The organism is Saccharopolyspora sp. NPDC000359 (assembly GCF_040300525.1).
Taxonomy (GTDB): Bacteria; Actinomycetota; Actinomycetes; order Mycobacteriales; family Pseudonocardiaceae; genus Saccharopolyspora.
In genome coordinates this window covers 1-25,176 of the sequence record NZ_JBEPDU010000018.1, presented here as the reverse complement: position 1 = coordinate 25,176, position 25,176 = coordinate 1, and the positions used below count along the sequence as shown (strand labels likewise).

The following is a 25,176-nucleotide window of genomic DNA, read 5'->3' as shown; positions in this document are numbered from 1 at the left end:
CCCGGGGGAAGCCGTGGCGCTGGTTGCCGCCCGGGGCCGTGGACCCCGGGCGGTACGGGTGCGGGCCTGGCCGTCACAATGGGTCGGTGACCAGCTCTGATGTGCACCGCTCCGGATTCGCCTGCTTCGTCGGCCGCCCCAACGCCGGGAAGTCGACGCTGACGAACCGCCTGGTCGGCTCCAAGGTGGCGATCACCTCCAGCAAGCCGCAGACCACCAGGCACGCCATCCGCGGCATCGTGCACCGCCCGGACGCGCAGCTGATCATCGTGGACACCCCCGGTCTGCACCGCCCGCGCACCCTGCTCGGCAAGCGGCTCAACGACCTGGTCTACGAGACGTGGTCCGAGGTGGACGTGGTCGGGTTCTGCGTGCCCGCCGACCAGAAGGTGGGCCCGGGCGACAAGTTCATCGCCGAGCAGCTGAAGAAGGTGGCCCGCCGCACCCCGGTGCTGGGCATCGTCACCAAGACCGACCTGGTGCCCAAGGAGCAGGTCGCCCAGCAGCTACTGGACCTGCAGCAGGTGATGGACTTCGCCGACCTCGTCCCGGTGTCGGCCGTGGACTCCTTCCAGGTCGACGTGCTCTCCGACCTGCTGGTGCAGCAGCTCCCGGAGGGACCGCAGCTGTACCCGGACGGCGAGTTGACCGACGAGCCGGAGACCACCCTCATCGCCGAGCTGATCCGCGAGGCGGCGCTGGAGGGCGTGCGCGACGAGCTGCCGCACTCGCTGGCGGTGACCATCGAGGAGATGATCCCCCGCGAGGACCGCGACGACCTGATCGACGTGCACGCCGTGGTCTACGTCGAGCGCCAGAGCCAGAAGTCGATCGTCATCGGCAAGGGCGGGGAGCGGCTGCGCGCGGTCGGTACCCAGGCCCGCAAGCACATCCAGGCCCTGCTGGGCAGCAAGATCTACCTCGACCTGCACGTCAAGGTGGCCAAGGACTGGCAGCGCGACCCGCGGCAGCTGCGCAAGCTGGGCTTCTGACCCACCGGGTGGGCGGTCCGCGCCGCCCACCCGGGTGGTGATCAGTTGGCGCCGAGCAGCGGCACCGCGAATCCGGTGATCAGGAACGGCAGGGCCAGGACGAGCACCAGCAGCCCGATGACGCAGTAGCCGACCACCAGACCGGCCACCGCCATGCCCGCGCCGCGAGTGCCGTCGCGCTTGATCTGCCCCTGCGCGACGTGCCCGAAGATCACCCCGAGGATGCCGAGCACGAAGCCGATCCACGCGCACACGGTGACGATGCCGACCAGCGAGAGCACCATCGAGGTGATGGCCATCCCGTTGTTCGGCGGGAGGGCCGGGGTCGTCGCGACCACCGGGATGTAGCCGGGCTGCCCGTAGGGCTGCTGGTACGGCTGCTGCGGGAATCCACCGCTGTTCGGGTTGTAGGGGTCGTGCGGGGGCGTGGTCAACTTCGGTTCTCCGTCCACATGCATGGGAAGTGCATCTGATCTTGGCAAATCGGGTGCCGGTCCCGCTGCCGAATTGGCTATCCTCGTTCGACGTGCGATCAGCCAGGACGCGTTCCCCGCTGCGGTTGCGGTGGACCGCGAGCGCAGTCGCCGCGACCGCGGCGCTCGGGCTCCTGTTGGGCAGCGGGGTCCTCGCGGTCGAGTGCCCGGTCAGGGCGGCTTTCGGCGTCGACTGCCCGGGGTGCGGCGGGAGCCGGGTGATCGCGGACCTGGCGCGTGGTGACCTGGTGGCTGCCGTGGACCACAACGCCTTCGCCGTCCTCGTCCTGGTTCCGCTGGCGCTCGTGCTGCTGGTCGCCGGGGCGAGGCTGGAGCTGGGGAAGGCCCGGCGGATGTGGCCGCCAGGGCGGTGGGGGAAGGTCGTAGCCGTGGCGCTGGGGGCCTCGGTGATCGCCTGGACCGTGCTGCGGAACCTGCCCTTCCCACCCTTCGAGGCGCTGCGCGCCTAGTTGAACGACTCCTGGAGTGCCGCGCCCAGCACGCCGGTGGCCGCCAGGATGACGAACGTCAGGATCAGCGCCCACAACGCGAACACCGACCAGCCGACGATGATGCCGGTCAGCGCCATGCTGCGGTTGGAGAAGGCCTGCGGGTTCTGGTTGATCTCTCGCATCGAGACGTGCCCGAGGATCGCTCCGACCGGTCCGACGAGCAGCGCGCCGTAGCACGTCAGGATCGCCGCGAGCGAGACGACCATCGAGGCGATCGCCATGCCGTTGTTGCGCGGCGGTGGCGGGTAGCCGGGAACCTGGTACGGGTTGTAGGGGTCGTACGGGTAGGTCATCCGTTCCTCTCAGCGGCTGCGGTTCGCACCTTGGGGCGTCCCGGGGGCGAACCGGATCCCTCGGAACCTCCGCCGCACCCGCCAGGCGTCCGGGCGCCAGGTGCGACGATGTGGGGGTGAGCCTCTACCGGGATACCGCGGTCGTGCTGCGGGTGCAGAAGCTGGGTGAGGCGGATCGGATCATAACCCTGCTGACCCGCCGCTACGGCAAGGTGCGCGCGGTGGCCAAGGGGGTGCGCCGGACCACTTCCCGGTTCGGGGCCCGCGTCGAGCCGTTCTGCCACGTCGACGTGCAGCTCTACACCGGCCGCACGCTCGACGTGATCACCCAGGTGCAGACCCTGGACGCCTTCGGCCTGCACATCGTCGACGACTACCAGCGCTACACCGCGGCCTGCGCGGTGCTGGAGACCGTCGACCGGCTGGCCGCCGAGGAGGGCGAGCCGGTGCTGCGGCTCTACCTGCTGGCCATCGGCGCGCTCCGCGCGCTGTCCGGCCGGGAGCGGGACTCCTCGCAGGTGCTCGACGCGTTCCTGCTGCGCGCGATGTCGTTCGCCGGGTGGGCCCCGGCGCTGTCCGAGTGCGCGCGGTGCGGCGAGTCCGGCCCGCACGCCGCGTTCAACGTGCAGGCCGGTGGGGCGGTGTGCGCGCGGTGCCGCCCGGCCGGTTCGGTGCGCCCGTCCACGCGCACGCTGCCTCTGATGGAGGCGTTGCTGCACGGCGACTGGTCGGCGGCCGAGCGGGCGGAGCCGCCAGTCCACCGCGAGGCCAGCGGGCTGATCGCCGCGCACCTGCAGTGGCACATGGAGCGGCAGTTGCGCTCGTTGCCGCTGGTCGAGCGGACCGTGCCGGAGCTGATCCGGGAGCGGGCGTCCGAAGCCGCGCTGGTCGGCACCGCCGAGGACGGGCGCTGAACGGTTGGTCGACGCGTGCGGGGACAATGAGCACCGCACGCAGTCGGAGGAGGAGTGGCCAGATATGTTGCGACGCCGTGGGCGGGGCAAGGACGACCCGACCGTTCGGGCACCGGCCCCGCACGCCTCGGGGGAGAAGCCACCGGCGCTGCCGTCCGAGTTCGTGCCCAACCACGTCGCGGTCGTGATGGACGGCAACGGGCGGTGGGCCAACGAGCGCGGCCTGCCCCGCATCGAGGGGCACAAGCGCGGTGAGGCCGTGGTGCTGGAGCTGGCCCGCGGGGCGATCGAGCTCGGCGTCAAGTGGTTGTCGCTGTACGCCTTCTCCACCGAGAACTGGAAGCGCAGCCCGGACGAGGTGCGGTTCCTGATGGGCTTCAACCGCGACGTGATCGCGCGCCGCGTGGACGAGCTCGACGAGATGGGCGTGCGGGTGCGCTGGGCCGGGCGCAAGCCGAAGCTGTGGCGCAGCGTGGTCAACCAGCTGCAGTCCGCCGAGGTGCGCACGCAGAACAACGAAGTCATGAACCTGACCATGTGCGTCAACTACGGTGGTCGGGCCGAGATCGGCGACGCGGCGCGGGAGATCGCGCGGCTGGCGGCGGCGGGGAAGATCAACCCGGACAAGGTCGACGAGCGCACCATCGCGAAGTACCTGTACCAGCCGGAGATGCCGGACGTGGACCTGTTCATCAGGCCCTCCGGTGAGCGGCGGACGTCGAACTTCATGCTCTGGCAGTCCGCCTACGCGGAGTTCGTCTTCCAGGACACCCTGTTCCCCGACGTGGACCGGCGGCACCTGTGGCGGGCGTGCGAGGAGTACGCGCGCCGGGACCGGCGGTTCGGCGGGGCTGTAGATCGGGCGGCGGCGGACGCCGAACCCGCCCAGGAGGGCAACTGATGACGCAGGAGGCGGCGACCACGGCGCGGTTGATGACCGCGGCCAAGGAAGCGCTCGAGACCTACCACGACGTGCACGTCGACGACGACGGCGCGCTGACCTTCCGACATTCCGAGGTGCCGTGCGCGGTGCAGGCGATGCAGTTGGCCGAGGGGCTGACCGTGCTGAGCCTGACCTGCGTGGTCGCCTGGGACCTCCCGGCGACGGACGAGCTCGCGCAGTCGGTCGCGGAGCGGGCCGGGCAGGGGCTGTTCGGCACGCTGGGTGTGGTCCGCACCGAGCGCGGGATGGACGTGACGCTGCGCTACGCCTTCCCGGCGGAGGGCATGGCCCCGGCCCCGCTGGGCACGCTGCTGATGCTCGTGGTGGCCACGGCGTCCCAGCTGCGCTCGGAGCTCCTCGCCGAACCCGAGGGCACCACCTCCTGACCCCGGCCCTCCCCCCTGGGTGCGCCGCGGTTCCAGTGGAAAACGCACGTCCGTTTCCACCGCGCTGATCTCAGTGAGGCGCCCCCGCCGCACCACCGGCGTGTCGGGCACCTGACACGCCGGAGACCCGCAGTTTCAATTGAAACTGCGCCTGTCCCTGCTCATCTGACGACACGCCGCTTCGCGCCCGGGGTGGCGGGGCACCTCGTGCCGAGTCAGTCGGCGGAAGGTGCCCTTTACCAGCGCTCGTGATCGGCGCTGGGGTCGGTGGGCACGGCTCCCGCGCTCACCCGTAGTTACAGTTTCAGTTGAAACTGTAACTACGGGTGACTCGCCTGGTTTCGGTGAGACCTCCTCTGGAAATCGCGGGGGACGCCCCAGCCGGGGGATGCGCCGGTGTGTCGGCACCGGAGGTCCGCAACCTCGGAACCTCGGTTGACCAGGGTCGATCCGACCACGTGCAGTGTCGAGACCACTTCTTAGCGCACTAGTGCGAACGATTATCAGTTCGAACTGGCACCATGTCCGGGTGACCGAGATCGCCGATCCGCCGCGCACGCGGCGCCTCAAGATCACCTCGATGGAGGTGCTCTGCGTCCTGCTCGTGCTCGCTGCGGTGTTCCAGTCGCAGCTGACCGCGCTGCTGGACGTCCCCGCGCTGCGCACCGGATCGACCGTGTTCGTCGCGGTGTGCGTGCAGGCCATGCCGTTCCTGGTGCTCGGAGTGCTGGTCAGCGGGCTGATCGCGGCATTCGTCCCGCCGGGCGCGCTGCGCCGGGCGCTGCCCGCCAACGCCTCGGCGGCGGTGCCGGTCGCCGGCGCCGCTGGTCTCGCGCTGCCCGGGTGCGAATGCGCGTCGGTGCCGGTGGCGCGCCGGTTGGTGCAGCAGGGCGTCGCACCCGCCGCCGCGCTGGCATTCCTGCTGGCCGCACCGGCGATCAACCCGGTCGTCCTGGTGTCCACCGCGGTCGCCTTCCCCGGCGAGCCCCGCATGGTGCTGGCCAGGTTCCTCGGCTCGCTGCTGACGGCCTGCGCGATGGGCTGGCTGTGGGCCAGGCTGGGCAGGACCGAGTGGCTCGCCGAGCGCGCGCTGCGCCGAGTCGAAGCGCGGCAGGGCGGGAGCCGCTGGGTCGTGTTCGCCGAATCCGCGCGGCACGACCTGGTGGAGGCCGGTGGCTTCCTGGTGCTCGGTGGCCTGACCTCCGCGGTGTTCAACGTCCTCGTGCCCACCGAGTGGCTGGAGTCGCTGGGTGGTCAGCTCGTGCTCGGGGTGCTGGTGATGGCCGTGCTCGCCGTGGTGCTGGCGCTGTGCAGCGAGGCCGATGCGTTCGTGGTGGCCTCGATGCCGGGGCTGCCGCTGCTCCCCAAGCTGGTGTTCCTCGTGGTGGGCCCGGCGGTGGACCTGAAGCTGGTCGCCCTGCAGTCGGGGGCGTTCGGGCGCGGGTTCGCGGCCCGCTTCGCCCCGGCGACGTTCGTGGTCGCGATCGCCTGCGCCGTCGGGGTCGGCGCCGTGCTGCTGGGAGGTTCGTGATGCGCCGGGAGACCCAGAACCTGCTGTTGCTGCTGCTCGGCGGCGCACTGCTCAAGATCGCGCTCGGCGGCAGCTACCTGCGCTACGTCAAGCCGACGCTGTTCCCGTGGCTGCTGCTGTCCGGGCTGGTCGTGGTCGGGCTCGCGGTGTTCGCCATCATCCGCGACGTCCGCGCGAGCGGCGCCCGGCACCACGACCACGACTCGCGCAGCCCGTGGCTGTTGCTGCTGCCCGTGTTCGCGATCTTCCTGGTGGCCCCGCCAGCCCTGGGCTCGGACTCGGTCACCCGGGACCGCGCCGCGGCCCCGCAGGCCCCGGAGGAGGCGTTGTTCCCGGAACTGCCCCCGGAGCGGGCGCCGCTGCTGAGCACCTCGGAGTTCCTCACCCGCGTGATCTGGGACGACAGCGGTGCGCTCAACGGCCGAGCGGTCCGCCTCCAGGGCTTCGTCGTGCACCCGGCACCGGGGACCACGCAGCTCGCGCGCATGCGCATCACCTGCTGCGCGGCCGACGCGGCACCCGTGAAGATCGACCTCGCCGGTGCGCCACAGCTCTCCGACCTCCCAGCCGACACCTGGATCGAGGTGACGGCCCGGCTGCGCCCGGGCACGGCCACGGAGGCCAACGACTACGTCCCGGCGGTGGACGTCCTGGACCTCCGCCCCATCCCGGCTCCGCAGGACACCTACGAGTACTGAACCGTCAGTCCGCGCAGTCTGGACAGGTGCCGATGATCTCGACGGTGTGGCTGACGTTGGTGAAGCCGTGCTCCTGGCCGATGCGCTCCGCCCAGTTCTCCACCGGCGGGTCGGCAACCTCGACGGTGCGGCCGCAGTGGCGGCACACCAGGTGGTGGTGGTGATGGCTGGAGCACCGCCGGTACACCGCTTCGCCCGACGGGTTGCGCAGCACGTCGACCTCGCCCGCGTCGGCCAAGGTCTGCAGGGTGCGGTACACCGTGGTCAGGCCGATGCCCTCGCCCTGCCGCCGCAGCTCCTCGTGCAGCTCCTGGGCCGAGCGGAAGTCGTCGACCTGGTCGAGCAGCTTCGACACCGCCGCCCGCTGCTTGGTGGCCCGCAGTCCCGGTACCCCGACCGCGGGGCCTTCACCGGTGGTCACGCTGTCTCCGTCTCCTGTCCGCCGTCGGGTCCGGTGGAGCGCGCCGCGGCCCCGCGCGCCCGGGCAGCGGAGGTCTCCTCCGCGTGCGCGGCGGCGTCCACCACGATGTGCGCCAGGTGCTCGTCGACGAGCCGGTAGACGACCTCGCGACCGTGCCGCTCGCCGTGCACCACCCCGGCCGACTTCAGCACCCGGAGGTGCTGGCTGATCAGCGGCTGGGCGACGCCGAGGGCGTCGACCAGCTCGTGCACGCAGCGCTCGGAGGTTCGCAGCTGCAGGACGATCGCGATCCGCACCGGGGCGGCCAGGGCCCGCAGCAGCTCGCCCGCCTCCACCAGGACCTGCTGGTCCCGCAGCGGAGCCGGGCGCGCCGCCCGGTCCGGGGAGTGCACGTGGTCCTCGGGGCGGTCCAGGCCGGGCCGCGCGGTCGGCTGGGCCGGCTCGGCATCCGGGCTGATCGCGGGCATCGCTTCCTCTCCGAGGCGTCGGGGCGCGGGGCCGTCGAACTGCGGTGCCATGGCGCAGTGACGCTCCACGCACCCATCCTACGGGTAACCCCCGGAAGGACGATCGCGAAGACACCACGGCCCGGGCGAACGCGCGCCGCGCCGCGATCGGTACGCTGGGAAACTCCAGCCCGACCAGCTGGTTCGACTTGATCCAGCGAACGATTTCCGGAGTTAACGTGCCCGCCGACCAGATCGACACGATCGTCAATCTCTGCAAGCGCCGTGGTTTCGTCTACCCGTCCGGTGAGATCTACGGCGGTACCCGGTCGGCCTGGGACTACGGTCCGCTCGGCGTCGAGCTCAAGGACAACATCAAGCGCCAGTGGTGGAAGTCGATGGTGCAGGGCCGCGACGACGTCGTGGGCCTGGACTCGTCGGTGATCCTGCCCCGCCCGGTCTGGGAGGCCTCCGGGCACGTCACCGCGTTCCACGACCCGCTGGTGGAGTGCACGTCCTGCCACCACCGCTTCCGCGCCGACCAGCTCGCCGAGGAGTACTCCGAGCGCACCGGCAAGGAGGTCGCCGAGGACGACCTGTCCGACGTCCCGTGCCCGAACTGCGGCACCCGCGGCCAGTTCACCGAGCCGCGCGAGTTCAACATGATGCTCAAGACCTTCCTGGGGCCGGTCGAGAGCGAGGAGGGGATGCACTACCTGCGCCCCGAGACCGCGCAGGGCATCTTCGTCAACTTCGCCAACGTGATGACCACGGCGCGCAAGAAGCCGCCGTTCGGCATCGGCCAGATCGGCAAGTCGTTCCGCAACGAGATCACCCCGGGCAACTTCATCTTCCGGACCCGCGAGTTCGAGCAGATGGAGATGGAGTTCTTCGTCGAGCCGGGCGAGGACGAGCAGTGGCACCAGTACTGGATCGACCAGCGCATGGCCTGGTACACCGAGCTGGGCATCAGCAGCGACAACCTGCGGGAGTACGAGCACCCGAAGGAGAAGCTGTCGCACTACTCCAAGCGCACCGTGGACATCGAGTACCGGTTCCGCTTCGGTGGCCAGGAGTGGGGTGAGCTCGAGGGCATCGCCAACCGCACCGACTTCGACCTGACCACCCACTCCAACCACTCCGGGGTGGACCTGTCGTACTTCGACCAGGCCAGCAACTCCCGCTTCCGGCCGTACGTGATCGAGCCGGCGGCGGGTGTGGGCCGTCCGATGATGGCGTTCCTGATCGACGCCTACCACGAGGACGAGGCGCCCAACGCCAAGGGCGGGGTGGACAAGCGCGTGGTGCTGAAGCTGGACCGCAGGCTGGCGCCGGTGAAGGTGGCGGTGCTGCCGCTGTCCCGCAACGCCGAGCTGTCGCCGAAGGCTCGCGACATCGCCGCGACGCTGCGCCGCAACTGGAACGTCGACTTCGACGACGCCGGTGCGATCGGCCGCCGCTACCGCCGCCAGGACGAGGTCGGCACCCCGTTCTGCGTGACGGTCGACTTCGACACGCTGTCCGACCACGCGGTGACGGTTCGCGAGCGCGACACCATGAGCCAGGAGCGGGTGGCGATCGACAAGTTGGAGGAGTACCTCGCGGTCCGCCTGATCGGCTGCTGAGGCTCCAGCCCGCTCGGGGAGTCCCGAGCGGGATTCGCCCGGGCCCGCCCAGCGGGCTCGGGCCCGGTTCTGCGAGGTTGTGCCAGCGTGAGTCCCCACCGCGCCGCCCACCGGCCCCGGTCCGGGCGGGTGCTGACCCGGGTCGTGGCCGGTGCGCTGCTGGTGGCGCTGCTGGTCGTCGGCGGCACCGCGTTCCGGGTGTGGCAGGTGGCGCGGGCCGATGACCGGCGCCCGGTCGACATCGCGGTCGTGCTCGGCGCGGCGCAGTACCACGGCAAGCCCTCCGACGTGCTGGAAGCGCGGCTCAACCAGGCGTTGAAGCTGTACCGGGCGGGGTTGGTGGAGTACGTCGTCACCGTCGGCGGGCGGCAGTCCGGCGACGCCTTCACCGAAGCCCAGGCGGGCAAGAAGTGGCTGGGCGAGAACGGGGTGCCCGCCGAACGCGTCGTCGAGGTCGACGTCGGCGAGGACACCCTGGGCAGCATGCAGGCGGTGGCGGACCTGGCCGCGGACCGCGGCTGGGACAGCGCGCTGATCGTGAGCGACCCGTGGCACTCGCTGCGGGCCCGGACGATGGCCAACGACTTCGGGCTGGAGTCCTGGACCTCGCCCGCCCGCTCTGGCCCGGTGGTGCAGACCCGCGAGTTCCAGTTCAAGTACATCGCCCGCGAGACCGCCGCCCTGCTGTACTACCGGCTGACCCACGCCCCGGCCGAGCTCACCGGCGACGGCCTGGGCTGAGTCGGGACGCCCACCCGGTGGGCACCTGCGCGAAACGCCTGCGGGCTGCCTCGACGTGGCGGGTTCCGGCCGTAGTCTGAAGCGCGATGGAGATCCCCGGCTACCACGCGCACGACCTGCAGCGGCTGCTCCCCGAGCAGCCGAAGACCGCCGTGCCGGAGGGCGCCCGCTCGGACGACCGCTCGCCGTTCGCGCGCGACCGCGCACGCGTGCTGCACTCGGCGGCGCTGCGGCGGCTGGCGGGCAAGACGCAGGTGGTCGGCCCGGAGGAGGGCGACGTGCCGCGCACCCGGTTGACGCACTCGCTGGAGGTCGCGCAGATCGGGCGGGGCATCGCCGCGGCGCTGGGCGCCGACCCGGACCTCGTCGACACCGCCGGGCTCGCGCACGACATCGGCCACCCGCCCTTCGGGCACAACGGTGAGCGCGCCCTCAACGACCTGGCCGCGGCCTGCGGCGGGTTCGAGGGCAACGCCCAGACCCTGCGGATCCTCACCCGGCTGGAACCGAAGTTGGCGGATTCCGGTGAGGTCGGCCGCGGGCTGAACCTGACGCGGGCCTGCCTGGACGCGGCCACCAAGTACCCGTGGCCGAAGCTTTCCGGCGAGGCCAAGTTCGGGGTGTACCCGGACGACGTGGCGGTCTTCGACTGGTTCCGGCAGGGCGCGCCGCCGCAGCGCCGCTGCCTGGAGGCCCAGGTGATGGACTGGGCCGACGACGTGGCGTACTCGGTGCACGACGTCGAGGACGGGGTGCTGTCCGGGCGGATCTCGCTGCGCTCGCTGACCAGCGCCGACGAGCGCGCGGAGATCGTCCGGATGGCGGCGAAGCACTTCTGCGGGGATGGTGTCGGCGACGTCGCGGGGCTGCTGGAGCACGCCGCGGCGGAGCTGGTGCGGTGGCCGGTGGTGGCGTCGGTGCTGGACTACGACGGCACCTTCACCGCGCAGGTGGCGCTCAAGCGGCTCACCAGCGAGCTGGTCGGGCGCTTCGTGGCCGCTGCGGTGACCGGCACGCTGGAGCGGTTCGGGCCGGGGCCGCTCACCCGGTACCGCGCTGACCTGGTCGTTCCCGAGCCGGTGGTGGCCGAGGTCGCGGTGCTCAAGGCGGTCGCGCTGCGGTACGTGATGAGCGATCCGCTGCGGTTGCGCATGCAGGAGCGGCAGCGGGTGGTGCTGGCGGAGCTGGTGGGTGCGCTGGCGGAGCGGGCCCCGGAGTCGCTGGACCCGGCGATGGCGGCGGTGTGGCGGCGGGCTGGGGACGATGCCGCGCGGTTGCGCGTGGTGCTGGACCAGGTGGCGTCGCTGACCGACGCGCAGGCGGTGCGGTGGCATCGAAAGCATGTACGGAACGTGGCGAAATCCGTGTGACGTTCATCCGAAAGGGGCGAGTTGATCTGGGATTCTCCGCGATGCTTACGCAGAGTGTTGGCCGGCGGGTCCCGACCGCCGGTGGCACCCGACCCCCGAAGGACGCCAGTGGCCCGGTCCCCGAAACCGCCGGGTCGCGAGGAGACACCCCGATGCGCAACCGGCACTACATCCAGAAGCTCGTCGTCGGCGGCGAGCCGTACGTCAACACCGACAACCTGGCCGACTGGGTCAACGACCTGCACTGGCAGGACCCCGCCGCCCAGCGCGCGGCCAGCTACATCGCCCAGGAGCTCCGCCTGATGGGCCTCTCCGACATCGAGGAGTCCCTCCGCTGACCGAGCCTGGCGCGTCGGGCCCCGACACGCCGACGCCCGTGGCCACTTCTCGCAACTTCCAGGGAGATCAGACGTCCGATTTCCACTGGGATCGCGCGGAGGGGACGGCAGTGCCCGGACGTCGAGGCCGTGGTCACCGGCCCGGTGACCACGAACGACGTGCCGCGTCGTGGTGGATGCTCCCAGACCACAGTTTCAATTGAAACTGTGGTTCGGCGACGGTCGAGCTGCCCGGTTGGCTGGCAGACTCGGGATCAGCCCGGAGCCAGCCGACGCGGAAACGGAGCCCAGCGGCCGTGAGCGAACACCTCGACTTCAGCCTGTCCCTGCACCGGCAGCTCGCCCCGGCGCCGGACGAGCAGTTCTGCTGGTCGCCGTACTCGGTGTCCAGTGCCCTCGGTCTGGCCGCCAGCGCGACCGGCGGCCAGACCCGCGACGAGCTGGTCACAGCCCTGCGGGCGGAGCCCTCCGCGCTGCTCGACGTGCTCGGCAACGCCGCTGAGCTGGCCGCGGGCGGTGCGGCTGAACCACCAGTGCTGGCGGTGGCCAACACGCTGTGGGCGCACGAGGACCTGCACGTCGAGGAGTCCTACGTGCGCGCGCTCAAGGACTGGCCGGGCAGCGAGGTGCGCAACGCCCCGTTCCGCACCGACCCGGAGAAGTCCCGGCAGCTGATCAACTCCGATGTGGCGGAGACGACCCGGGAGCTGATCCCGGAGCTGCTGCCCGCCGGGTCGGTGCGCCCGGACACGGTCGCCGCGCTGGTCAACGCCCTGTACCTGAAGGTCTCCTGGGGCGAGGCGTTCGACGAGAAGGCCACCACCGCGCGCCCCTTCCACACCCCGGCGGGCCCCCGCGAGGTGCCGACGATGCACGTCACGCGGCGCTTCGGCTACGCCGCGGCGGAGGGCTGGCAGGTGGTCAGCCTGCCCGCGGCCGGGGGCGTCGAGGCGGTGGTGCTGCTCCCGGACGACGGCCTCGAGCAGGCCGAGCCAGACCTCGACGCGGCACGCCTGAGCAGGCTGCTGGGCGCGGTGGAGCAGCAGCGCGTGGAGCTGTTCCTGCCGAAGTTCGACGTCACCGGTGATGCCGAGCTGACCGGACCGCTGGGCGCCCTCGGCGTCCGCGACCTGTTCACCCCGGCCGCGGACTTCTCCCCGCTGACCGACCGGTCGCTGCGGGTCTCGGCGGTGCTGCACCAGTCGGTGCTCGAGGTCGACGAGAAGGGCCTGGAAGGCGCGGCCGCGACGGCGGTGATGATGCGGCTGACCGCGATCGTCCGCGAACCCGACCCGGTCCGGGTGCAGGTGGACCGCCCCTTCCTGTTCCTGGTCCGCCACCAGGCAACCGGGGCCCTCTACTTTCTCGCCCGGATCACCGACCCGAGCTGACCCACCAGGGCAGGCGGGTGAGCTTGTCCGGGTTGACCACGTCGAACAGCGTCGCCAGCTGGCCGTCGCGGACCGCCAGGGTGAACACGCGCGGCGCGACCTCGGCGGAGCCGGGCAGGTAGACACCGAGGTCGCCGTTGACCCGCACCATGCGGAGGTCGGCCAGCAGCCCGTCGTCGTACTTCTGCACGAGCCCGACGAGGAACCGCGCCACCTTGTCCACGCCCACCACCGGGCGCCGGGCGGTGCGGGCCTTGCCACCGCTGTCGCCGAACACGACGGCCGACGGGTGCAGCGCGCGGGTGATCGCGTTGAGGTCTTTCGACGCCACCGCTGCGAGGAACTCCTCCACCACCTGCTGCTGCTCGGGCAGCGGCACCCGCGGCGGCGGGTCGGCCTCGGCCATCGCCCGCCGCCCCCGCGAGGCGTGCTGCCGGGCGGCGACCACGCTGCAGCCGAGCACCTCGGCGATCTCGGCGAACGGCACGTCGAAGCCGTCGTGCAGGACGAAGGCCAGCCGCTGGTCGGGCGGCAGTTCGTGCAGCACGCGCATGGCGGCCATCCGCAGGTCGTCCTGACCGGCCACGATGTCGCCCGGGTCGTCGTCGATCGAGGTCACCAGGGGTTCCGGCAGCCACGGGCCGACGTACTGCTCGCGCTGCACCGCCGCCGAGCGCATCCGGTCCAGGCACAACCGGCTCACCACGGTGGTCAGCCACGCCCCGAGGTCGCGGATGCCCGCTCGGTCGGCCGACGACAGTCGTAGCCAGGCGTCCTGGACAGCGTCCTCCGCATCGGTGATCCGACCGGTGAGCCGGTAGCCGAGACCGATCAACCGGTTGCGGTGCTGGTCGAATTCCGCGGCGAGCGCGGTGCTGCTGGCGGTCACGCCGCTGATTCTGCCCCACGGCGCGCGGCGCCCCGCGCGGAACGGAGCCACCCGGACGTGGCGGATCACGTGGCCCCTAGACTGGGCCACGTGGCAGGCAGGATCCGGGAGAGCGACATCGCCGAGGTGCGCGATCGCAACCGGATCGACGACGTGGTCGGCGATTACGTCGCCCTGCGCAACGCCGGGGGTGGTGCGCAGAAGGGCCTGTGCCCGTTCCACGACGAGAAGACCCCGTCGTTCAACGTGCGCCCCAGCCACGGCACCTTCCACTGCTTCGGCTGCGGCGAGGGCGGCGATGTCATCGCCTTCCTGATGAAGATCGAGCACCTCGGCTTCGTGGAGTCGGTCGAGCGGCTGGCCGACCGGGTCGGCATCCAGCTGCAGTACGAGGGCGGTACCCCGGGGCCGAAGCGCGATCGCGGCACGCGGGCGCGGATGGTCGAGGCGCACCGCATCGCCGCCGAGTTCTACGCCGAGCAGCTGCGCTCACCGGAGGCGCTGAAGGCCCGCGAGTACCTGTCGGAGCGCGGTTTCGACGAGGCGGCGGCCCTGCGGTTCGGGTGCGGCTTCGCGCCCGCGGGCTGGGACAAGCTGACGAAGCTGTTGCTGGGCAAGGGTTTCGAGCTCGACGAGCTGATCAAGGGCGGGTTGTCCAAGGAGGGCCGCCACGGCCCGATGGACCGGTTCCACCGGCGGCTGCTGTGGCCGCTGAAGGACCTCGGCGGTGACGTGGTCGGGTTCGGCGCGCGCCGGTTGTTCGACGACGACCCGATCCAGGCCAAGTACGTCAACACCTCGGCGACGCCGATCTTCAACAAGTCGCAGGTGCTGTTCGGCATCGACCTGGCCAAGCGGGAGATCGCCAAGCGCCGCCAGGCGGTGGTGGTCGAGGGCTACACCGACGTGATGGCGATGCACCTGGCCGGGGTGCCGACCGCGGTGGCCTCCTGCGGCACGGCCTTCGGCGACGAGCACATCTCGGTGCTGCGCCGGTTGATGATGGACGACGACGTGTTCCGCGGCGAGGTCATCTTCACCTTCGACGGTGACGAGGCGGGGCAGAAGGCGGCGCTGAAGGCCTTCGAGGGCGAGCAGCAGTTCGCCGGGCAGACCTACGTCGCGATCACCCCGGACGGCATGGACCCGTGCGAGCTGCGCGAGGCCAAGGGCGACGCGGCGGTGCGCGACCTGGTGGCCCGGCGGCGGCCGCTGTTCGAGTTCGCCATCCGCAGCCTGCTGACCGAGTACGACCTGGACTCGGTCGACGGCCGGGTGCAGGCGCTGAAGCGGACCGTGCCGCTGGTGGCGCAGATCAAGGACCCGGCCAGCCGGGACGGCTACGCGGCCCGCCTCGCCTGGTGGGCGGGGTGGAACGACGAGAACCAGGTGGTGCGCCGGGTCCGGCAGAGCTCGGGCACCCCGCAGCGCACCAAGCGCCGCCCGCAGCGTGACAAGGCGCAGCAGTCGCTCGGCATGGACATCGACCTGCCCAAGCGCCCGCAGCGGCACGACCCGCGGTGGGTGGAGCGCGAGCTGCTGAAGGCGGCGCTGCAGGAGCCCGCGCTGGCCGGGCCGATGTACGACGCCCTGCCGGAGGAGGCGTTCACCGAACCGGTCTACGCCGAGCTGCACCGGGCGATGCTCGCGGCGGGCGGGTGCACCTCCGGCCTGGGTGGGGCGGCGCTGGTGGACGCGGTGTCGCAGCAGTGCGAGAACCAGGTCACGCGGGGGCTGCTCACCGAACTGGCGGTGGAGAAGCTGGAGTCGCGGACCGAGGAGGGCCCGCGCTACATCTCCGGGCTGGTCGTCCGGCTGCAGGAGCGCCTGGTCAGCAGGCAGATCGCGGACATCAAGTCGAAGGTCCAGCGGATGTCGCCGCTGGAGGACGCCGAGGAGTACAACGCGCTGTTCGGCGACATGATCGCGCTGGAGGGCTACCGGAAGGCCCTGCTGGAGCAGCTGATGGGGACGATGTGATCACCTGGCTGCGGAGCCTGGCCGCCCGCTTGAGCGGCACGGCCGAGCTGCCCGCCGACTTCGCCGGGGAGCTCGCCGCGGAGGAGCACGTGCTGGCGGTGGCCAGGACCGCCGAGGGTGCGCTGGTCGCCACCCACCTGGGCCTGTGGCTCCCGGAGGGGCGCCGCGTCGGCTGGCACCTGCTGAGCAAGGCCACCTGGAAGGACGGCGTGCTCACCGTGATCGAGGCGGAGGAGGCCGGTGCGGCGGGTGGTGCGGTGCTGCTGCGCGACCTGCCGGGGCGCCGGTTGCAGCTGACCGATCCCAGGCGGCTGCCGGACGTCGTGCACGAGCGCGTGAACCAGTCGATCCGCTCCCGCCACCACCGCGACCTGCCCGGCGGGGGAGCGTGGTTCGTGCAGCGCAAGGTGCCCGGCCGGGACGGGATCGTGCTCCAGGTGCGGCCGAACCAGGGCGCGGACGAGGCGGCGGTCGCGGAGTTCGCCGCCACCGTTGCCGAGCAGCTGCAGCGGGCGAAGGAGCGCTGACGCTCGACAACTGCGCACCCCAGGAATACAGTACGAGCGTACTGCTTGGGAGGTGTGGCATGTGGGACCCGCAGGAGTACCTGTCCTTCAGCGAGCAGCGGGACCGCCCGGCCCACGACCTGCTGGCCCGGGTCGGAGCTGAGCGGGCGCGCCGCGTGGTCGACCTCGGCTGCGGCGCGGGCAACCTGACCTCGCTGCTCACCGACCGCTGGCCGGAGGCACAGGTCGAAGCCACCGACTCGTCCCCGGAGATGGTCGAAGCGGCGCGAGCCCGCGGGGTCCCCGCCCGCCTCCAGGACGTCCGCGACTGGAAACCGTTGCCGGACACCGATGTCGTGCTGTGCAACGCGGTCCTGCAGTGGGTGCCCGAGCACGTGGACCTGCTGCGGCGCTGGCTGCCGGAACTGCCGGCGGGCGGGTGGTTCGCCTTCCAGGTCCCGGGCAACTTCGAATCCCCGTCCTACGTGGCGATCCGCGAACTGCTCGCCGAACCGCGCTGGCGCGACCGGGCGGGAGTCCTGCGCACGGATGCGGTGCTCACCCCGCTCGGTTACGCCGACGCCCTGGCCGACCTCGGCGTCGCGGTCGACGCCTGGGAGACGACCTACGTCCACGCCCTGCGCGGCCCGGACCCGGTCCTGGAATGGGTGACGGGAACGGCGCTCCGCCCGGTCCGCGCAGTTCTGGACGACGACGAGTGGGCGGAGTTCCGCGCGCAACTGGCACCCCGTCTGAGAGCGGCCTACCCGCAGCGCCCCGATGGTGTGACCTGGTTCCCGTTCCGCCGCCTCTTCGTGGTTGCACACCGGATATGACCTGCGAAAACACTTCGTGGATCAATGAAAGGGGGCCCCTGTGGGAGGCCTGTGGGGGATGCGCTAGAGTAGTCCCTGTCAGCGAGACGAGCTGATGGAACAAGAGAACATTCCTCCGTAGCTCAATTGGCAGAGCATTCGGCTGTTAACCGAAGGGTTACTGGTTCGAGTCCAGTCGGAGGAGCGCAAAGCCCAGGTCAATGACCTGGGCTTCTTGTCGTAGGGCGGTCCCAGTCAGGAATGCCTGGTCACGGATGAGGCACCGTTGGGTTGAGGGCCCTCCTGGCGTCGGTGGTGTTCCCTGGTCTTCTCCGCTGTGGATCACGAGGCAGACGCGGCCGCACGCACCGGGACCTTCGCCGCGATCTCGCGACGCTACTTTGGCGGAGGTGGAGGAGGTGTTGCGGCAGGCGGACTGGGCCCGCTTCGACGCTGAGCGGGACCTGGTTCGGTTGCGGGATTCCTTGCGTGCCCTGGAAGCTCGGGAAGGGGTGACCGGCGCCCACCGGTTGGCCACCGAGAAGCTGCGCGAGCGCGGCGCCCTGCTGCGGCATCCGGACGTGCACCGGGCGGATCTGTGCGATTGCGGTGGGGGCAGCGCGGGAACGTTCCACGCTTGGCGCTGGTGGACGGGCTAGGCGAGCACGACTGCGGTGTGCGCGTCCACGACGGGACGACGCAGCGCTACGACGTGCCTGCGCGGCTCAAACCTCGCCAACACGACCAGGCCGACTGCTTCTCGTGGGATTGGGCGCCGGACGGGATCCGAGCGGCCTGCCTGACTTCCGACGACCAGGTCGAAATCTGGTCGCTGTCTTGGATCCCCCGCCCACCTTCGCCCTCGATGACACGCACTGGGCAGCTGCCTTCCCGGAAGGTGTCGTCCTCGCCGACCACCACACCGGTGGACTCGACGACCTGGTGGCCTTCTCCATCGACCACCGGTATGCCTGGCCGTTCCGCTGGGGTGAGGTGCTGGTGGTCCCGGACGTGGCTGCCGCGCACCCCCACCTCGCGCCCAACACGCAGAAGATCTTGAAGCCGCTGCTGGGCAGGAGTCCGGTGGCCGCTGACGGCACGGCTCCAGATGTGCAGGGGGTCGACGCGCGGGTGAACGAGGTCCGCGACTGCCACGGTGCGGGCGGCATGACAGGATCGCGGGCATGAGCGACACCAGTAGGCCCGAGGTCTACTTCGACATCTCGATCGACAGCAAGCCGGTGGGCCGCATGGTCTTCAGCTTGTACACCGACATCGTGCCCGAGACCGCCGAGAACTTCCGCGCCCTGGCGACGGGAGAGAAGGGATTCGGTTACGCCGACTCCTTCTTCCACCGCGTCATCCCCGGGTTCATGGCGCAGGGCGGCGACTTCACCAGGGGCGACGGCACCGGCGGCAAGAGCATCTACGGTGAGAAGTTCAAGGACGAGAACTTCACCGCCAAGCACACCAAGCGCGGACTGCTGTCCATGGCGAACGCGGGCCCGAACACCAACGGCTCCCAGTTCTTCGTCACCTTCACCGAAACCGGCTTCCTGGACGGCAAGCACGTCGTCTTCGGCGAGCTGACCGACGGCTTCCCCGTCCTGGACGCGATCGAGGCGAACAAGACCGGGCGCAACGACAAGCCGGTGAAGCCGGTCCGCATCGACGCCAGCGGCCAGCTCTGACAAGTCCCCAAGACCCCGGATCACGCGTTCGGGTCACCACGAAGCCCAGGTCAACGACCTGGGCTTCTCCCTTTGGCGGGACAGGTCCGCAGAACGTGGCGCGCTGACGCCTGGTGTCGACATCCAGTCTTTCGCCCGGTCGACCCAAGGAGTCCAGCGACGCGGCCCAGGGTTGGGCCTGGGGCACGCCGTTGCGGTTGGCCTGGTCATCCCGCGGCTTCGGTGCCGGTGCGGCGGCGGGCTGCTTCGTCGAGCAGTTGGCCGACTGTTCGGCGGGGTGGGGCGGTGTGGGAGGTGTCGTCGCGGAAGCGGCGCTGGAGTTCTGCTCGCACCCCGGCGGTTTCGCCTTGGACGACTCGGGTGAGCAGCCGGTCCTTGTCCGCTTCGGGGAGGCCGGTCACCCAGTTGGCGAGGGCGGAGGGGGCCTGGGTGGTCTCCTCGACCGGTGGGCTCGTCTGGGCCGCGGTGGCCAGGAGGTCTTCGTCGAGGTGGAGGAAGTCGGCCAGGGCTTGTTGCGCAGCCGTGAGCGTGCCCAGGCCGGGCGGGACCGGGGGTTCGAGGTTGTTGTCGGCGTCGCGGTCGAAGGCGTACTCGTCGCGTTCCCAGACGCCGTAGGCCGCCAGCCAGGCTAGGTAGAGCGGTCGGAGGTCCCCGGTGGCGAGTTCGGCCCGCACCCCGAGGAGTTCCTCCAGCAGCGATTCGGCCTCGTCGTCGGCGGCGAACTCGCCGGTGAGGTCGTCGCTGACGAAGTCCAGCACCACGAACTCGTCGTAGACCCAGGAACTGACCCCGCCGACCAGGTAGTCCTCGACGACGTCGGGGTCGAGCAGGTCGCACGGCAGGCGGAACATGACCTCGTGGGTGCCCCAGTTGGTCACGTGCAGGTGCGCGTCGTAGTAGTTGTTCATCAGCAGGACGGGATCACCGCGGAAGTCGCCCCAGTGGTACACGTTGACGAACCGGGTGTCGGTGATCGTCGCCCTGGTGGACACCTCCCGGACCTCGGCCTGCTCCTCGTCGTCCAGCGGCCGGTCGATCGCCAGGAACTCGTAGTACTGGTACTCGCTCACCAGGAGAACCTAGCCTGGCGCCCGGGATCGTGGGCGGCGCGTCCTGGACCAGCCGACGGCCGGGCCCGCTCGGGGCGCGGCCGTCGCTGCGGTCGGTCGTCCAGGTGGTGGGTGACGAGGCTCGTCGTGGCTTCCCGGGCCCCCTGTGCCTGGACGTGGAGGTCGCGGCCTTCCTGGTGGGGAACCACACCGAGCGGTTCCGAGGGCACCTGCGCGGTGCTCGCCGAGCTCCTGCCGCCAGGTGTGGTGGCGGGGCGCTGGCCAGGGCCGATGAGGCGCTGCTGTGGCACGTCAAGACCTGGAACCGCCGCCGCCCGGTCGTCCTCCCGGCCGCTGCCGAGCGGATCACTGCGGACCTGGAGCGGCTGGCGAACGCGGTTGCGCCGTTGTCATGACGCGCTCCAGTACCGCTCGGCCAGCCCGGTGGGGCCCGCGCGGCGATCCCGTCGCTGAGCCGGTTCTGTCCGGCGGCAGGTCATGGCTGCGAGCAGAGAGCCGTGTCCAGGGCTTGTTCGATGTGCTGTGCCGCAGGAAGTTCCGTGATGGCTCCGGTGGCGGCGATCGTGGCCGCACGTCCGTCTTCCGTCACGGCGTTGCGGGTGGTGTAACCCGGCGCGTCGCCGCCGTGGGTCCAGGCGGTGCCGCCGCAGCTCAGCCGGAAGGTGGCGATGCCGAGCCCGTAGGTGGCGCCGCCGGTAGCGTCGAAGTTCGGCGCCTCGACGGTGGTCTTCATCTGTTCGAGCTGTTCCGGCTTGAGCAGTTCGCCGTCGAGCAGCGCGGTGAGGAAGCGGTTGAGGTCCCGGGGGGTGCCGACCAGTTGTCCGGAAGCCCACGCCATTGACGGATCCATCACGGTGACGTCTGCCTGGGCACCGCTGGAATCGGGGAAGTACCCGTGCGGGTGCTCGCCGCGGATGACCTGTTCGCCGATGGCGGGCCAGTAGGTTTCGGACAGCGCAAGCGGCTTGATGATCCGCTTGGTGATCACCTCCCCGACGGGGCGGCCGGTGACCTTCTGGATGAGCAGTCCCGCGACGATGTAGTTCGGGTTGCTGTAGGCCCAACCCTCTCCGGGTGGGAACAGGGCTTTCTTGGCCAGGGCGACGTCGAGCAGTTCCTGCGGCTCGAAATAGGTGTGTTGCACCTCGGAGTAGTTCGCCGCGAGCTCCACGTCGTTGTCACCGAGCCCGCTGGTGTGTTGGAGGACCTGCCGCACGGTGATCTCCCGGCCGTCGATGCCGTCGCCGCGCAGCAGGTTGGGCAGGTAGTCCTCGATGGGAGCGTCGAGTTCGACCTCGCCCTCGCCGACCAGTTGCAGCACGACGGTGGCGACGAACATCTTGGTGTTGCTGGCTATGCGCACCTGCCCGTTGACCGGCACCGGCTCCCCCGTGGCGACATCGCCCACGCCCGCGGTGTAGTCGCGCACCTGCCCGTCGCGTTCGGTTACGGCGGCGAGCACGCCGGGGAAGCCGTCCTCGTGGACCAACCGGTCCAAACTCGCCTGGACCGCGTCAGAGCGGTGCGGTGCCGTGCTTTCGACGGCGAATCCTCCCCCGCCGAAGGGGAAGTCCTCGTCTTCGCAGGCGCTGAGCCCGATGATCAGCACGGGTATGCACGCGCCCAGCGCGGCTGTCCGGCGCCTGGGGCGGCGCGATCCATCTCGGTGGTTGAGCACGGAATCCCCTTCATCGAGCGGTGAACCGCCAGCATGCCGGGGCGGTGGTGGTCGTTCGATCCCGTGTACGGGAAAGCGCGAGTGCAGCTAGCGCTACCCTCCACCCGGATGCGCATCCCACCCTCGGCGCTTGCGCCGCCGCGGGTTCGCAGATCGGGCCATCGGGACTGGGTTCCAGGCGAAGACAGTCCGTCCGGCGTGCATCGGGCATGCAATCGGCAACACCGACCCCGCAGCTCGACGGCGTCTGGCATGCCCGGAGGGAGGCCGCCACCCGCACCGCCACGCAACGAGGCTGGCAACCTCATTGAAGAATGCTGCGTGGAAACAGTGCTCAGGACGACGAAGCCGCCGCTGTTGTGCGCAGCGGCGGCTTCGTACTGGCAGCCCGGATCAGTGCACTGGCTTGGATTCAGCAGAGGACATTTCCAGGGATTCTGCGTGGAAGTGGGTTCCGCGCCAGTTCCGCCAGTAGTGCATCAACCGCTGCGCCGAGGTCAGGCTCGGCTCGGCGAAGGTGCGGTCCATATCGGCGAGGTAGTTGGCGGAGTATCCAATCATCGCCTCGCCGAAGGCGTCCTTGGAGCCGAAGTAGTGGTTGAAGGACCCCTTGGGCACGCCGACCGCGCGGAGGATTTCATCGATGCCTACTGGGGAGAACCCCTTGCGGACCAGGATGCGCTGAGCGGCGTCGAGGATCCCGCGGCGGGTGTCGTCATCGGGGATGGCTGGCATGGCTTCCACCCGGTCCCCGAACAGACCAGACATCTGCCAGGGTTCGCGTGGGGCGGCCACCGTGCGGCACCGGGGTCACTGGCCGAGGAAGTCCAGGAGGACCTCGTTGACCTCGGCCGTGTGAGTGGTGAGCAGTCCGTGCGGTGCACCCTCGATCTCGACGTACCGGGCGCTGGGCAGGGCCTTGGCGAATCGGCGTCCGGTGGCGTCGATGGGCAGGGTGCGGTCGGCGGTGCCGTGCACGATCAGGGCGGGGACGTCGATGCGGGGGATGTCGGCGCGGAAGTCGGTGGGCCAGGTCAGGGGTGCTGCGGCGGAGGCGATCGGGCCGGCGCCTGCCGCGGTGTTCCAAGCGTTGCGGACGGCTTCCTCGCTCACCCGGGTGCCGAGGTTCTCGTCGAGGTTGAAGAAGTCGCGGTAGAAGCTGGTGAAGAAGGCGTAGCGGTCCTTCTTCACGTCCTCGGAGATGCTCTGGAAGAAGGAGAGCGGAGCCGCGCCGTCGGGGTTGTCATCGGTGATGGCCAGGAATGGCTCCAGGGATGCCAGGAAGGCGGCCTTGGCGATCCGCCCGGAGCCGTAGGTGGACAGGTAGCGCGCGACCTCCCCGGTTCCCATCGAGAAACCGACCAGGACCGCGTCGCGCAGTTCCAGGGTCTCCACGACGGTGTTCAGATCGGCCGCGAAGGTGTCGTAGTCGTAACCGGTGGCCGGCTGGCTGGACCCGCCGAAGCCGCGCCGGTCGTAGGTGATGACCCGGTGGCCAGCGTCCAGCAGGGCCGGCAGCTGCCCCTCCCAGGAGTTGCCGTCCAGCGGGTAGCCGTGGATCAACACGACCGGCTGTCCAGCGCCCTTGTCCTCGTAGTGCAGCTCGATGTCCGCACTGTTCTCGATGCCGACCTTGATGCGTCCCATGATGCTCGCCCTCTCCGGGAGTCCGGTGCGTGCTGCTTTCCCCACTGCCGCAGGTCGGCAGGGCTACGTCACTCGATCTGGGGGTACGCGCGGGTGCGCCGACCGGTGGGAGCCGGTCGGCGCACCCGGGGACCGCTGCGTCAGTCGTTGAACGCGCCCGAGGCGGCGTCGCCACCGATGCCGGCGCCGCCGTTGCCCGCGGAGGCGTTGCCGCCGTCACCGCTGGACAGCAGGCTGATGCCGCTCAGGACGTTGACGCCGACGCCACCGTTGCCACCGTAACCGTCGCCGCCCTGGGCGTACGAGCCCGCGTTGTCGCCCCCGTGGCCACCCGCGAACGCGGGGGACCCGATGGCCAGAGCGGCGGCGCAGGCAGCGGTGACACCGATAAGACGAAGCGTAGTGCGCATGTGCTTGAACTCCCATCCGTTGTTCATGCCGGGTCGGCGGCTGTCCGGGATTTCCGGGACCTGGGGGGTGCGCGCCGATCGGCAAGATGTACGGTGCATCGGTTCAGGGCGGTGCGCCTTCGCAGCCACACCATAGGGAATGGTGCTCCACTCGTGCGGATGACTGGGCTGCTCATTTCCAGTGGAAGTGCGGGAAGATCGCGACGCCCGCTGTGAAAAACGATTCGCGGCAAGGGTTTTCGCGACACCGGACCCCGCCGAACTGGTTTCAGGTTCCACGTCGGCTGGGGCGGTGCACCTTCGTTCCGCCCTGCCCCGGCGCTGCGGGCGATCGGCGGTGCTGAATCGATCGACACCCGTCGGAACCGGCGATCGGCTCTGGTGTCCCCGCAGGTGGAAGGCTCGCCGCTCGGGTGGCGGAGGTTCGCCGGGCAGAGCCACCTCCGCCGGGCGGCCAGTGGATTCCGCCGTTCGCCCACGCGGCGGCAGGCGGACCGGAACACTGGGCCGCATGTTCAAGAAGTTGTTGGCCGCCGTCGGAGTGGGTGGCGCTGAGGTGGACACCGTGCTGGACACGCCGGGGGTGCAGCCCGGCGGGGTCGTGCGCGGGACCGTTCGGCTGCGGGGCGGGGAGGTCCAGCAGCCCTTGGACGGCGTGTTCGTCGAGTTCGTCACGCGTGTCGAGGAGGAGGCCCCGGACCGCCTGCCACGTGACCACGACGAGCGCCGCATGCGCCAGCGGCAGTACCCCGGCGGGAAGCGGGAGGAGCTGCGCGGCTTCGGGCGGACCGACGTCCAGCGCGGCGTCGTCCTGCAGCCCGGGCAGGTCGTGGAGATCCCGTTCCAGGCCCCGGTGCCGTTCGAGACGCCCATCACGCACTACAAGCACGGCCCGCTGCCGGGCATGTTCGTCGCGGTGCGCACCCAGCTGGAGATCAAGGGGTCGTTCGACTCGACCGACACCGACCCGATCGGGATCGGGGCGCTGCCCGCGCAGCACGTGCTGCTGGAGGCGGTGGAGTCGCTCGGGTTCCGGCTGCACCACGCCGACGTGGAGATGGGCCGGTTCCGCCGGACCCGGCAGCAGCTGCCGTTCCACCAGGAGATCGAGTTCGCCGGATCACCGCGGTACGGGCAGCTCAAGGAGCTCGAGGTGTCGTTCTTCGCCGGCCCGGACGGGATGGACGTGGTCCTGGAGGCGAACCGGCGGGTGCTGGTGATCGGCGACCGCGACGTCAAGGACGTCCTGCACGTCGACTACGCGACCCTGGACCAGGTGGACTGGCCCGCCGAACTGCACCAGCGGCTGGAGCGCCTCGGCGCGGGCTGGGTGTGAGGGTCGTGAGTGCGTAACAGTGTTCCGACGCTCGCCGGTTGGGAACTGGGCCAGCGCTTGAAGGAAGCCAGAGAACACCT

At 70.6% G+C, this 25,176-nt stretch carries 30 protein-coding genes and 1 tRNA gene; 21 read left to right on the top strand and 10 right to left on the bottom strand.

Annotated features, from left to right (window positions below; translation table 11 throughout):
- Positions 1–86: 86 nt before the first annotated feature.
- Entirely contained in the window at positions 87–992 is a 906-nt protein-coding gene (gene era, locus ABT324_RS14050) for a GTPase Era (protein ID WP_351176121.1), read from the top strand.
- Positions 993–1,033: 41 nt separating this feature from the next.
- Here era and ABT324_RS14045 read toward each other — a convergent pair whose 3' ends face one another.
- Positions 1,034–1,426, bottom strand: a complete 393-nt coding sequence (locus tag ABT324_RS14045; RefSeq protein WP_351176119.1) for a DUF4190 domain-containing protein — start codon at positions 1,424–1,426, stop codon at positions 1,034–1,036.
- Between the two features lie 92 nt (positions 1,427–1,518).
- Here ABT324_RS14045 and ABT324_RS14040 point away from each other — a divergent pair, with 92 nt between their 5' ends.
- The gene (locus tag ABT324_RS14040) at positions 1,519–1,935 is read left to right on the top strand and encodes a DUF2752 domain-containing protein (RefSeq protein WP_351176117.1); all 417 of its coding nucleotides are present in this window, start codon (positions 1,519–1,521) and stop codon (positions 1,933–1,935) included.
- On the opposite strand, the gene ABT324_RS14035 is transcribed toward ABT324_RS14040, so the two are convergent.
- On the bottom strand, positions 1,932–2,270 hold the full coding sequence (locus ABT324_RS14035; RefSeq protein WP_351176115.1) for a DUF4190 domain-containing protein: 339 nt from the start codon (positions 2,268–2,270) through the stop codon (positions 1,932–1,934). The two genes, ABT324_RS14040 and ABT324_RS14035, sit on opposite strands and share 4 nt — an antisense overlap.
- 116 nt (positions 2,271–2,386) lie before the next feature.
- On the opposite strand from ABT324_RS14035, the gene recO reads away from it, so the two are divergent.
- The 5 genes from recO (at position 2,387) to ABT324_RS14010 (ending at position 6,742) form a co-directional block, all read left to right on the top strand.
- Complete coding sequence (gene recO, locus ABT324_RS14030; RefSeq protein ID WP_351176113.1) at positions 2,387–3,184, top strand: DNA repair protein RecO; 798 nt, start codon at positions 2,387–2,389, stop codon at positions 3,182–3,184.
- A 64-nt stretch (positions 3,185–3,248) separates the two neighbouring features.
- On the top strand, positions 3,249–4,085 hold the full coding sequence (locus ABT324_RS14025; RefSeq protein WP_351176110.1) for an isoprenyl transferase: 837 nt from the start codon (positions 3,249–3,251) through the stop codon (positions 4,083–4,085).
- Complete coding sequence (locus tag ABT324_RS14020; protein ID WP_351176108.1) at positions 4,085–4,513, top strand: hypothetical protein; 429 nt, start codon at positions 4,085–4,087, stop codon at positions 4,511–4,513. Before ABT324_RS14025 ends, ABT324_RS14020 begins: the two co-directional genes overlap by 1 nt.
- Positions 4,514–5,093: 580 nt before the next feature.
- Positions 5,094–6,044, top strand: a complete 951-nt coding sequence (locus ABT324_RS14015; RefSeq protein ID WP_351176281.1) for a permease — start codon at positions 5,094–5,096, stop codon at positions 6,042–6,044.
- Complete coding sequence (locus ABT324_RS14010; RefSeq protein WP_351176106.1) at positions 6,044–6,742, top strand: TIGR03943 family putative permease subunit; 699 nt, start codon at positions 6,044–6,046, stop codon at positions 6,740–6,742. Before ABT324_RS14015 ends, ABT324_RS14010 begins: the two co-directional genes overlap by 1 nt.
- A gap of 4 nt (positions 6,743–6,746) precedes the next feature.
- Here ABT324_RS14010 and ABT324_RS14005 read toward each other — a convergent pair whose 3' ends face one another.
- Positions 6,747–7,163 (bottom strand): Fur family transcriptional regulator, encoded by a 417-nt coding sequence (locus ABT324_RS14005; RefSeq protein ID WP_351176104.1) that lies wholly within the window; start codon positions 7,161–7,163, stop codon positions 6,747–6,749.
- Complete coding sequence (locus ABT324_RS14000) at positions 7,160–7,630, bottom strand: ArsR/SmtB family transcription factor (protein ID WP_351176279.1); 471 nt, start codon at positions 7,628–7,630, stop codon at positions 7,160–7,162. Before ABT324_RS14000 ends, ABT324_RS14005 begins: the two co-directional genes overlap by 4 nt.
- A gap of 218 nt (positions 7,631–7,848) precedes the next feature.
- On the opposite strand from ABT324_RS14000, the gene ABT324_RS13995 reads away from it, so the two are divergent.
- The 5 genes from ABT324_RS13995 to ABT324_RS13975 all read left to right on the top strand — a co-directional run bounded on the left by ABT324_RS13995 (position 7,849) and on the right by ABT324_RS13975 (position 13,074).
- Positions 7,849–9,234 (top strand): glycine--tRNA ligase, encoded by a 1,386-nt coding sequence (locus ABT324_RS13995; RefSeq protein ID WP_351176102.1) that lies wholly within the window; start codon positions 7,849–7,851, stop codon positions 9,232–9,234.
- A gap of 87 nt (positions 9,235–9,321) precedes the next feature.
- A complete protein-coding gene (locus tag ABT324_RS13990; protein WP_351176100.1) occupies positions 9,322–9,975 on the top strand; it encodes a YdcF family protein in 654 nt (217 codons plus the stop codon).
- 86 nt (positions 9,976–10,061) lie between these two features.
- Entirely contained in the window at positions 10,062–11,345 is a 1,284-nt protein-coding gene (locus tag ABT324_RS13985) for a deoxyguanosinetriphosphate triphosphohydrolase (protein ID WP_351176098.1), read from the top strand.
- A 152-nt stretch (positions 11,346–11,497) separates the two neighbouring features.
- The gene (locus tag ABT324_RS13980) at positions 11,498–11,683 is read left to right on the top strand and encodes a hypothetical protein (protein WP_093152102.1); all 186 of its coding nucleotides are present in this window, start codon (positions 11,498–11,500) and stop codon (positions 11,681–11,683) included.
- A 296-nt stretch (positions 11,684–11,979) separates the two neighbouring features.
- Positions 11,980–13,074 carry a serpin family protein gene (locus ABT324_RS13975; RefSeq protein WP_351176096.1) on the top strand — a complete coding sequence of 365 codons (1,095 nt, stop codon included), beginning with the start codon at positions 11,980–11,982 and terminating at the stop codon, positions 13,072–13,074.
- Here the strand turns inward: ABT324_RS13975 and ABT324_RS13970 are convergent.
- Positions 13,058–13,963, bottom strand: coding sequence for a sigma-70 family RNA polymerase sigma factor (locus tag ABT324_RS13970; RefSeq protein WP_351176094.1), 906 nt, complete (start codon positions 13,961–13,963; stop codon positions 13,058–13,060). The genes ABT324_RS13975 and ABT324_RS13970 overlap by 17 nt on opposite strands.
- Before the next feature lie 90 nt (positions 13,964–14,053).
- On the opposite strand from ABT324_RS13970, the gene dnaG reads away from it, so the two are divergent.
- The 7 genes from dnaG to ABT324_RS13935 all read left to right on the top strand — a co-directional run bounded on the left by dnaG (position 14,054) and on the right by ABT324_RS13935 (position 18,955).
- A complete protein-coding gene (dnaG, locus tag ABT324_RS13965; RefSeq protein WP_351176092.1) occupies positions 14,054–15,943 on the top strand; it encodes a DNA primase in 1,890 nt (629 codons plus the stop codon).
- Complete coding sequence (locus tag ABT324_RS13960) at positions 15,940–16,470, top strand: hypothetical protein (protein WP_351176090.1); 531 nt, start codon at positions 15,940–15,942, stop codon at positions 16,468–16,470. Before dnaG ends, ABT324_RS13960 begins: the two co-directional genes overlap by 4 nt.
- A gap of 59 nt (positions 16,471–16,529) precedes the next feature.
- Positions 16,530–17,285 carry a trans-aconitate 2-methyltransferase gene (locus ABT324_RS13955; RefSeq protein ID WP_351176088.1) on the top strand — a complete coding sequence of 252 codons (756 nt, stop codon included), beginning with the start codon at positions 16,530–16,532 and terminating at the stop codon, positions 17,283–17,285.
- 111 nt (positions 17,286–17,396) lie between these two features.
- Positions 17,397–17,469: transfer RNA gene (locus ABT324_RS13950), tRNA-Asn, on the top strand.
- Between the two features lie 205 nt (positions 17,470–17,674).
- Entirely contained in the window at positions 17,675–17,923 is a 249-nt protein-coding gene (locus ABT324_RS13945) for a hypothetical protein (RefSeq protein ID WP_351176086.1), read from the top strand.
- 178 nt (positions 17,924–18,101) lie between these two features.
- Positions 18,102–18,452, top strand: a complete 351-nt coding sequence (locus tag ABT324_RS13940; protein WP_351176084.1) for a hypothetical protein — start codon at positions 18,102–18,104, stop codon at positions 18,450–18,452.
- On the top strand, positions 18,449–18,955 hold the full coding sequence (locus ABT324_RS13935) for a peptidylprolyl isomerase (protein WP_351176082.1): 507 nt from the start codon (positions 18,449–18,451) through the stop codon (positions 18,953–18,955). The genes ABT324_RS13940 and ABT324_RS13935 overlap by 4 nt, the downstream gene beginning before the upstream one ends.
- A gap of 206 nt (positions 18,956–19,161) precedes the next feature.
- On the opposite strand, the gene ABT324_RS13930 is transcribed toward ABT324_RS13935, so the two are convergent.
- On the bottom strand, positions 19,162–20,025 hold the full coding sequence (locus ABT324_RS13930) for a hypothetical protein (RefSeq protein WP_351176080.1): 864 nt from the start codon (positions 20,023–20,025) through the stop codon (positions 19,162–19,164).
- A gap of 29 nt (positions 20,026–20,054) precedes the next feature.
- Between ABT324_RS13930 and ABT324_RS13925 the strand changes: the two genes are divergently transcribed.
- Positions 20,055–20,420, top strand: a complete 366-nt coding sequence (locus ABT324_RS13925; RefSeq protein WP_351176078.1) for a hypothetical protein — start codon at positions 20,055–20,057, stop codon at positions 20,418–20,420.
- Between the two features lie 80 nt (positions 20,421–20,500).
- Here the strand turns inward: ABT324_RS13925 and ABT324_RS13920 are convergent, their stop codons facing one another.
- The 4 genes from ABT324_RS13920 to ABT324_RS13905 form a co-directional block, all read right to left on the bottom strand.
- Positions 20,501–21,634: a serine hydrolase domain-containing protein gene (locus ABT324_RS13920; protein ID WP_351176076.1), complete on the bottom strand. Its 1,134-nt coding sequence runs from the start codon at positions 21,632–21,634 to the stop codon at positions 20,501–20,503.
- A 462-nt stretch (positions 21,635–22,096) separates the two neighbouring features.
- On the bottom strand, positions 22,097–22,438 hold the full coding sequence (locus ABT324_RS13915) for a TetR/AcrR family transcriptional regulator (protein WP_351176074.1): 342 nt from the start codon (positions 22,436–22,438) through the stop codon (positions 22,097–22,099).
- Between the two features lie 75 nt (positions 22,439–22,513).
- The gene (locus ABT324_RS13910) at positions 22,514–23,350 is read right to left on the bottom strand and encodes an alpha/beta fold hydrolase (RefSeq protein ID WP_351176072.1); all 837 of its coding nucleotides are present in this window, start codon (positions 23,348–23,350) and stop codon (positions 22,514–22,516) included.
- A 140-nt stretch (positions 23,351–23,490) separates the two neighbouring features.
- Positions 23,491–23,760 (bottom strand): hypothetical protein, encoded by a 270-nt coding sequence (locus ABT324_RS13905; protein ID WP_351176070.1) that lies wholly within the window; start codon positions 23,758–23,760, stop codon positions 23,491–23,493.
- Between the two features lie 511 nt (positions 23,761–24,271).
- Here ABT324_RS13905 and ABT324_RS13900 point away from each other — a divergent pair.
- The gene (locus ABT324_RS13900; RefSeq protein WP_351176068.1) at positions 24,272–25,096 is read left to right on the top strand and encodes a sporulation protein; all 825 of its coding nucleotides are present in this window, start codon (positions 24,272–24,274) and stop codon (positions 25,094–25,096) included.
- Positions 25,097–25,176 lie beyond the last annotated feature (80 nt).

Excerpts from the sequence above, each read along its gene's own strand:
- ABT324_RS13985 (WP_351176098.1), top strand. The coding sequence starts at position 10,062 with ATGGAGATCCCCGGCTACCACGCGCACGACCTGCAGCGGCTGCTCCCC.
- ABT324_RS14000 (WP_351176279.1), bottom strand. The coding sequence starts at position 7,630 with ATGCCCGCGATCAGCCCGGATGCCGAGCCGGCCCAGCCGACCGCGCGG.
- ABT324_RS14010 (WP_351176106.1), top strand. The coding sequence starts at position 6,044 with ATGCGCCGGGAGACCCAGAACCTGCTGTTGCTGCTGCTCGGCGGCGCA.
- ABT324_RS13955 (WP_351176088.1), top strand. The coding sequence starts at position 16,530 with ATGTGGGACCCGCAGGAGTACCTGTCCTTCAGCGAGCAGCGGGACCGC.
- ABT324_RS14025 (WP_351176110.1), top strand. The coding sequence starts at position 3,249 with ATGTTGCGACGCCGTGGGCGGGGCAAGGACGACCCGACCGTTCGGGCA.
- ABT324_RS14020 (WP_351176108.1), top strand. The coding sequence starts at position 4,085 with ATGACGCAGGAGGCGGCGACCACGGCGCGGTTGATGACCGCGGCCAAG.
- ABT324_RS13910 (WP_351176072.1), bottom strand. The coding sequence starts at position 23,350 with ATGGGACGCATCAAGGTCGGCATCGAGAACAGTGCGGACATCGAGCTG.
- ABT324_RS13900 (WP_351176068.1), top strand. The coding sequence starts at position 24,272 with ATGTTCAAGAAGTTGTTGGCCGCCGTCGGAGTGGGTGGCGCTGAGGTG.
- ABT324_RS14035 (WP_351176115.1), bottom strand. The coding sequence starts at position 2,270 with ATGACCTACCCGTACGACCCCTACAACCCGTACCAGGTTCCCGGCTAC.
- ABT324_RS14015 (WP_351176281.1), top strand. The coding sequence starts at position 5,094 with ATGGAGGTGCTCTGCGTCCTGCTCGTGCTCGCTGCGGTGTTCCAGTCG.
- ABT324_RS13905 (WP_351176070.1), bottom strand. The coding sequence starts at position 23,760 with ATGCGCACTACGCTTCGTCTTATCGGTGTCACCGCTGCCTGCGCCGCC.
- ABT324_RS13935 (WP_351176082.1), top strand. The coding sequence starts at position 18,449 with ATGAGCGACACCAGTAGGCCCGAGGTCTACTTCGACATCTCGATCGAC.
- ABT324_RS13915 (WP_351176074.1), bottom strand. The coding sequence starts at position 22,438 with ATGCCAGCCATCCCCGATGACGACACCCGCCGCGGGATCCTCGACGCC.
- ABT324_RS13980 (WP_093152102.1), top strand. The coding sequence starts at position 11,498 with ATGCGCAACCGGCACTACATCCAGAAGCTCGTCGTCGGCGGCGAGCCG.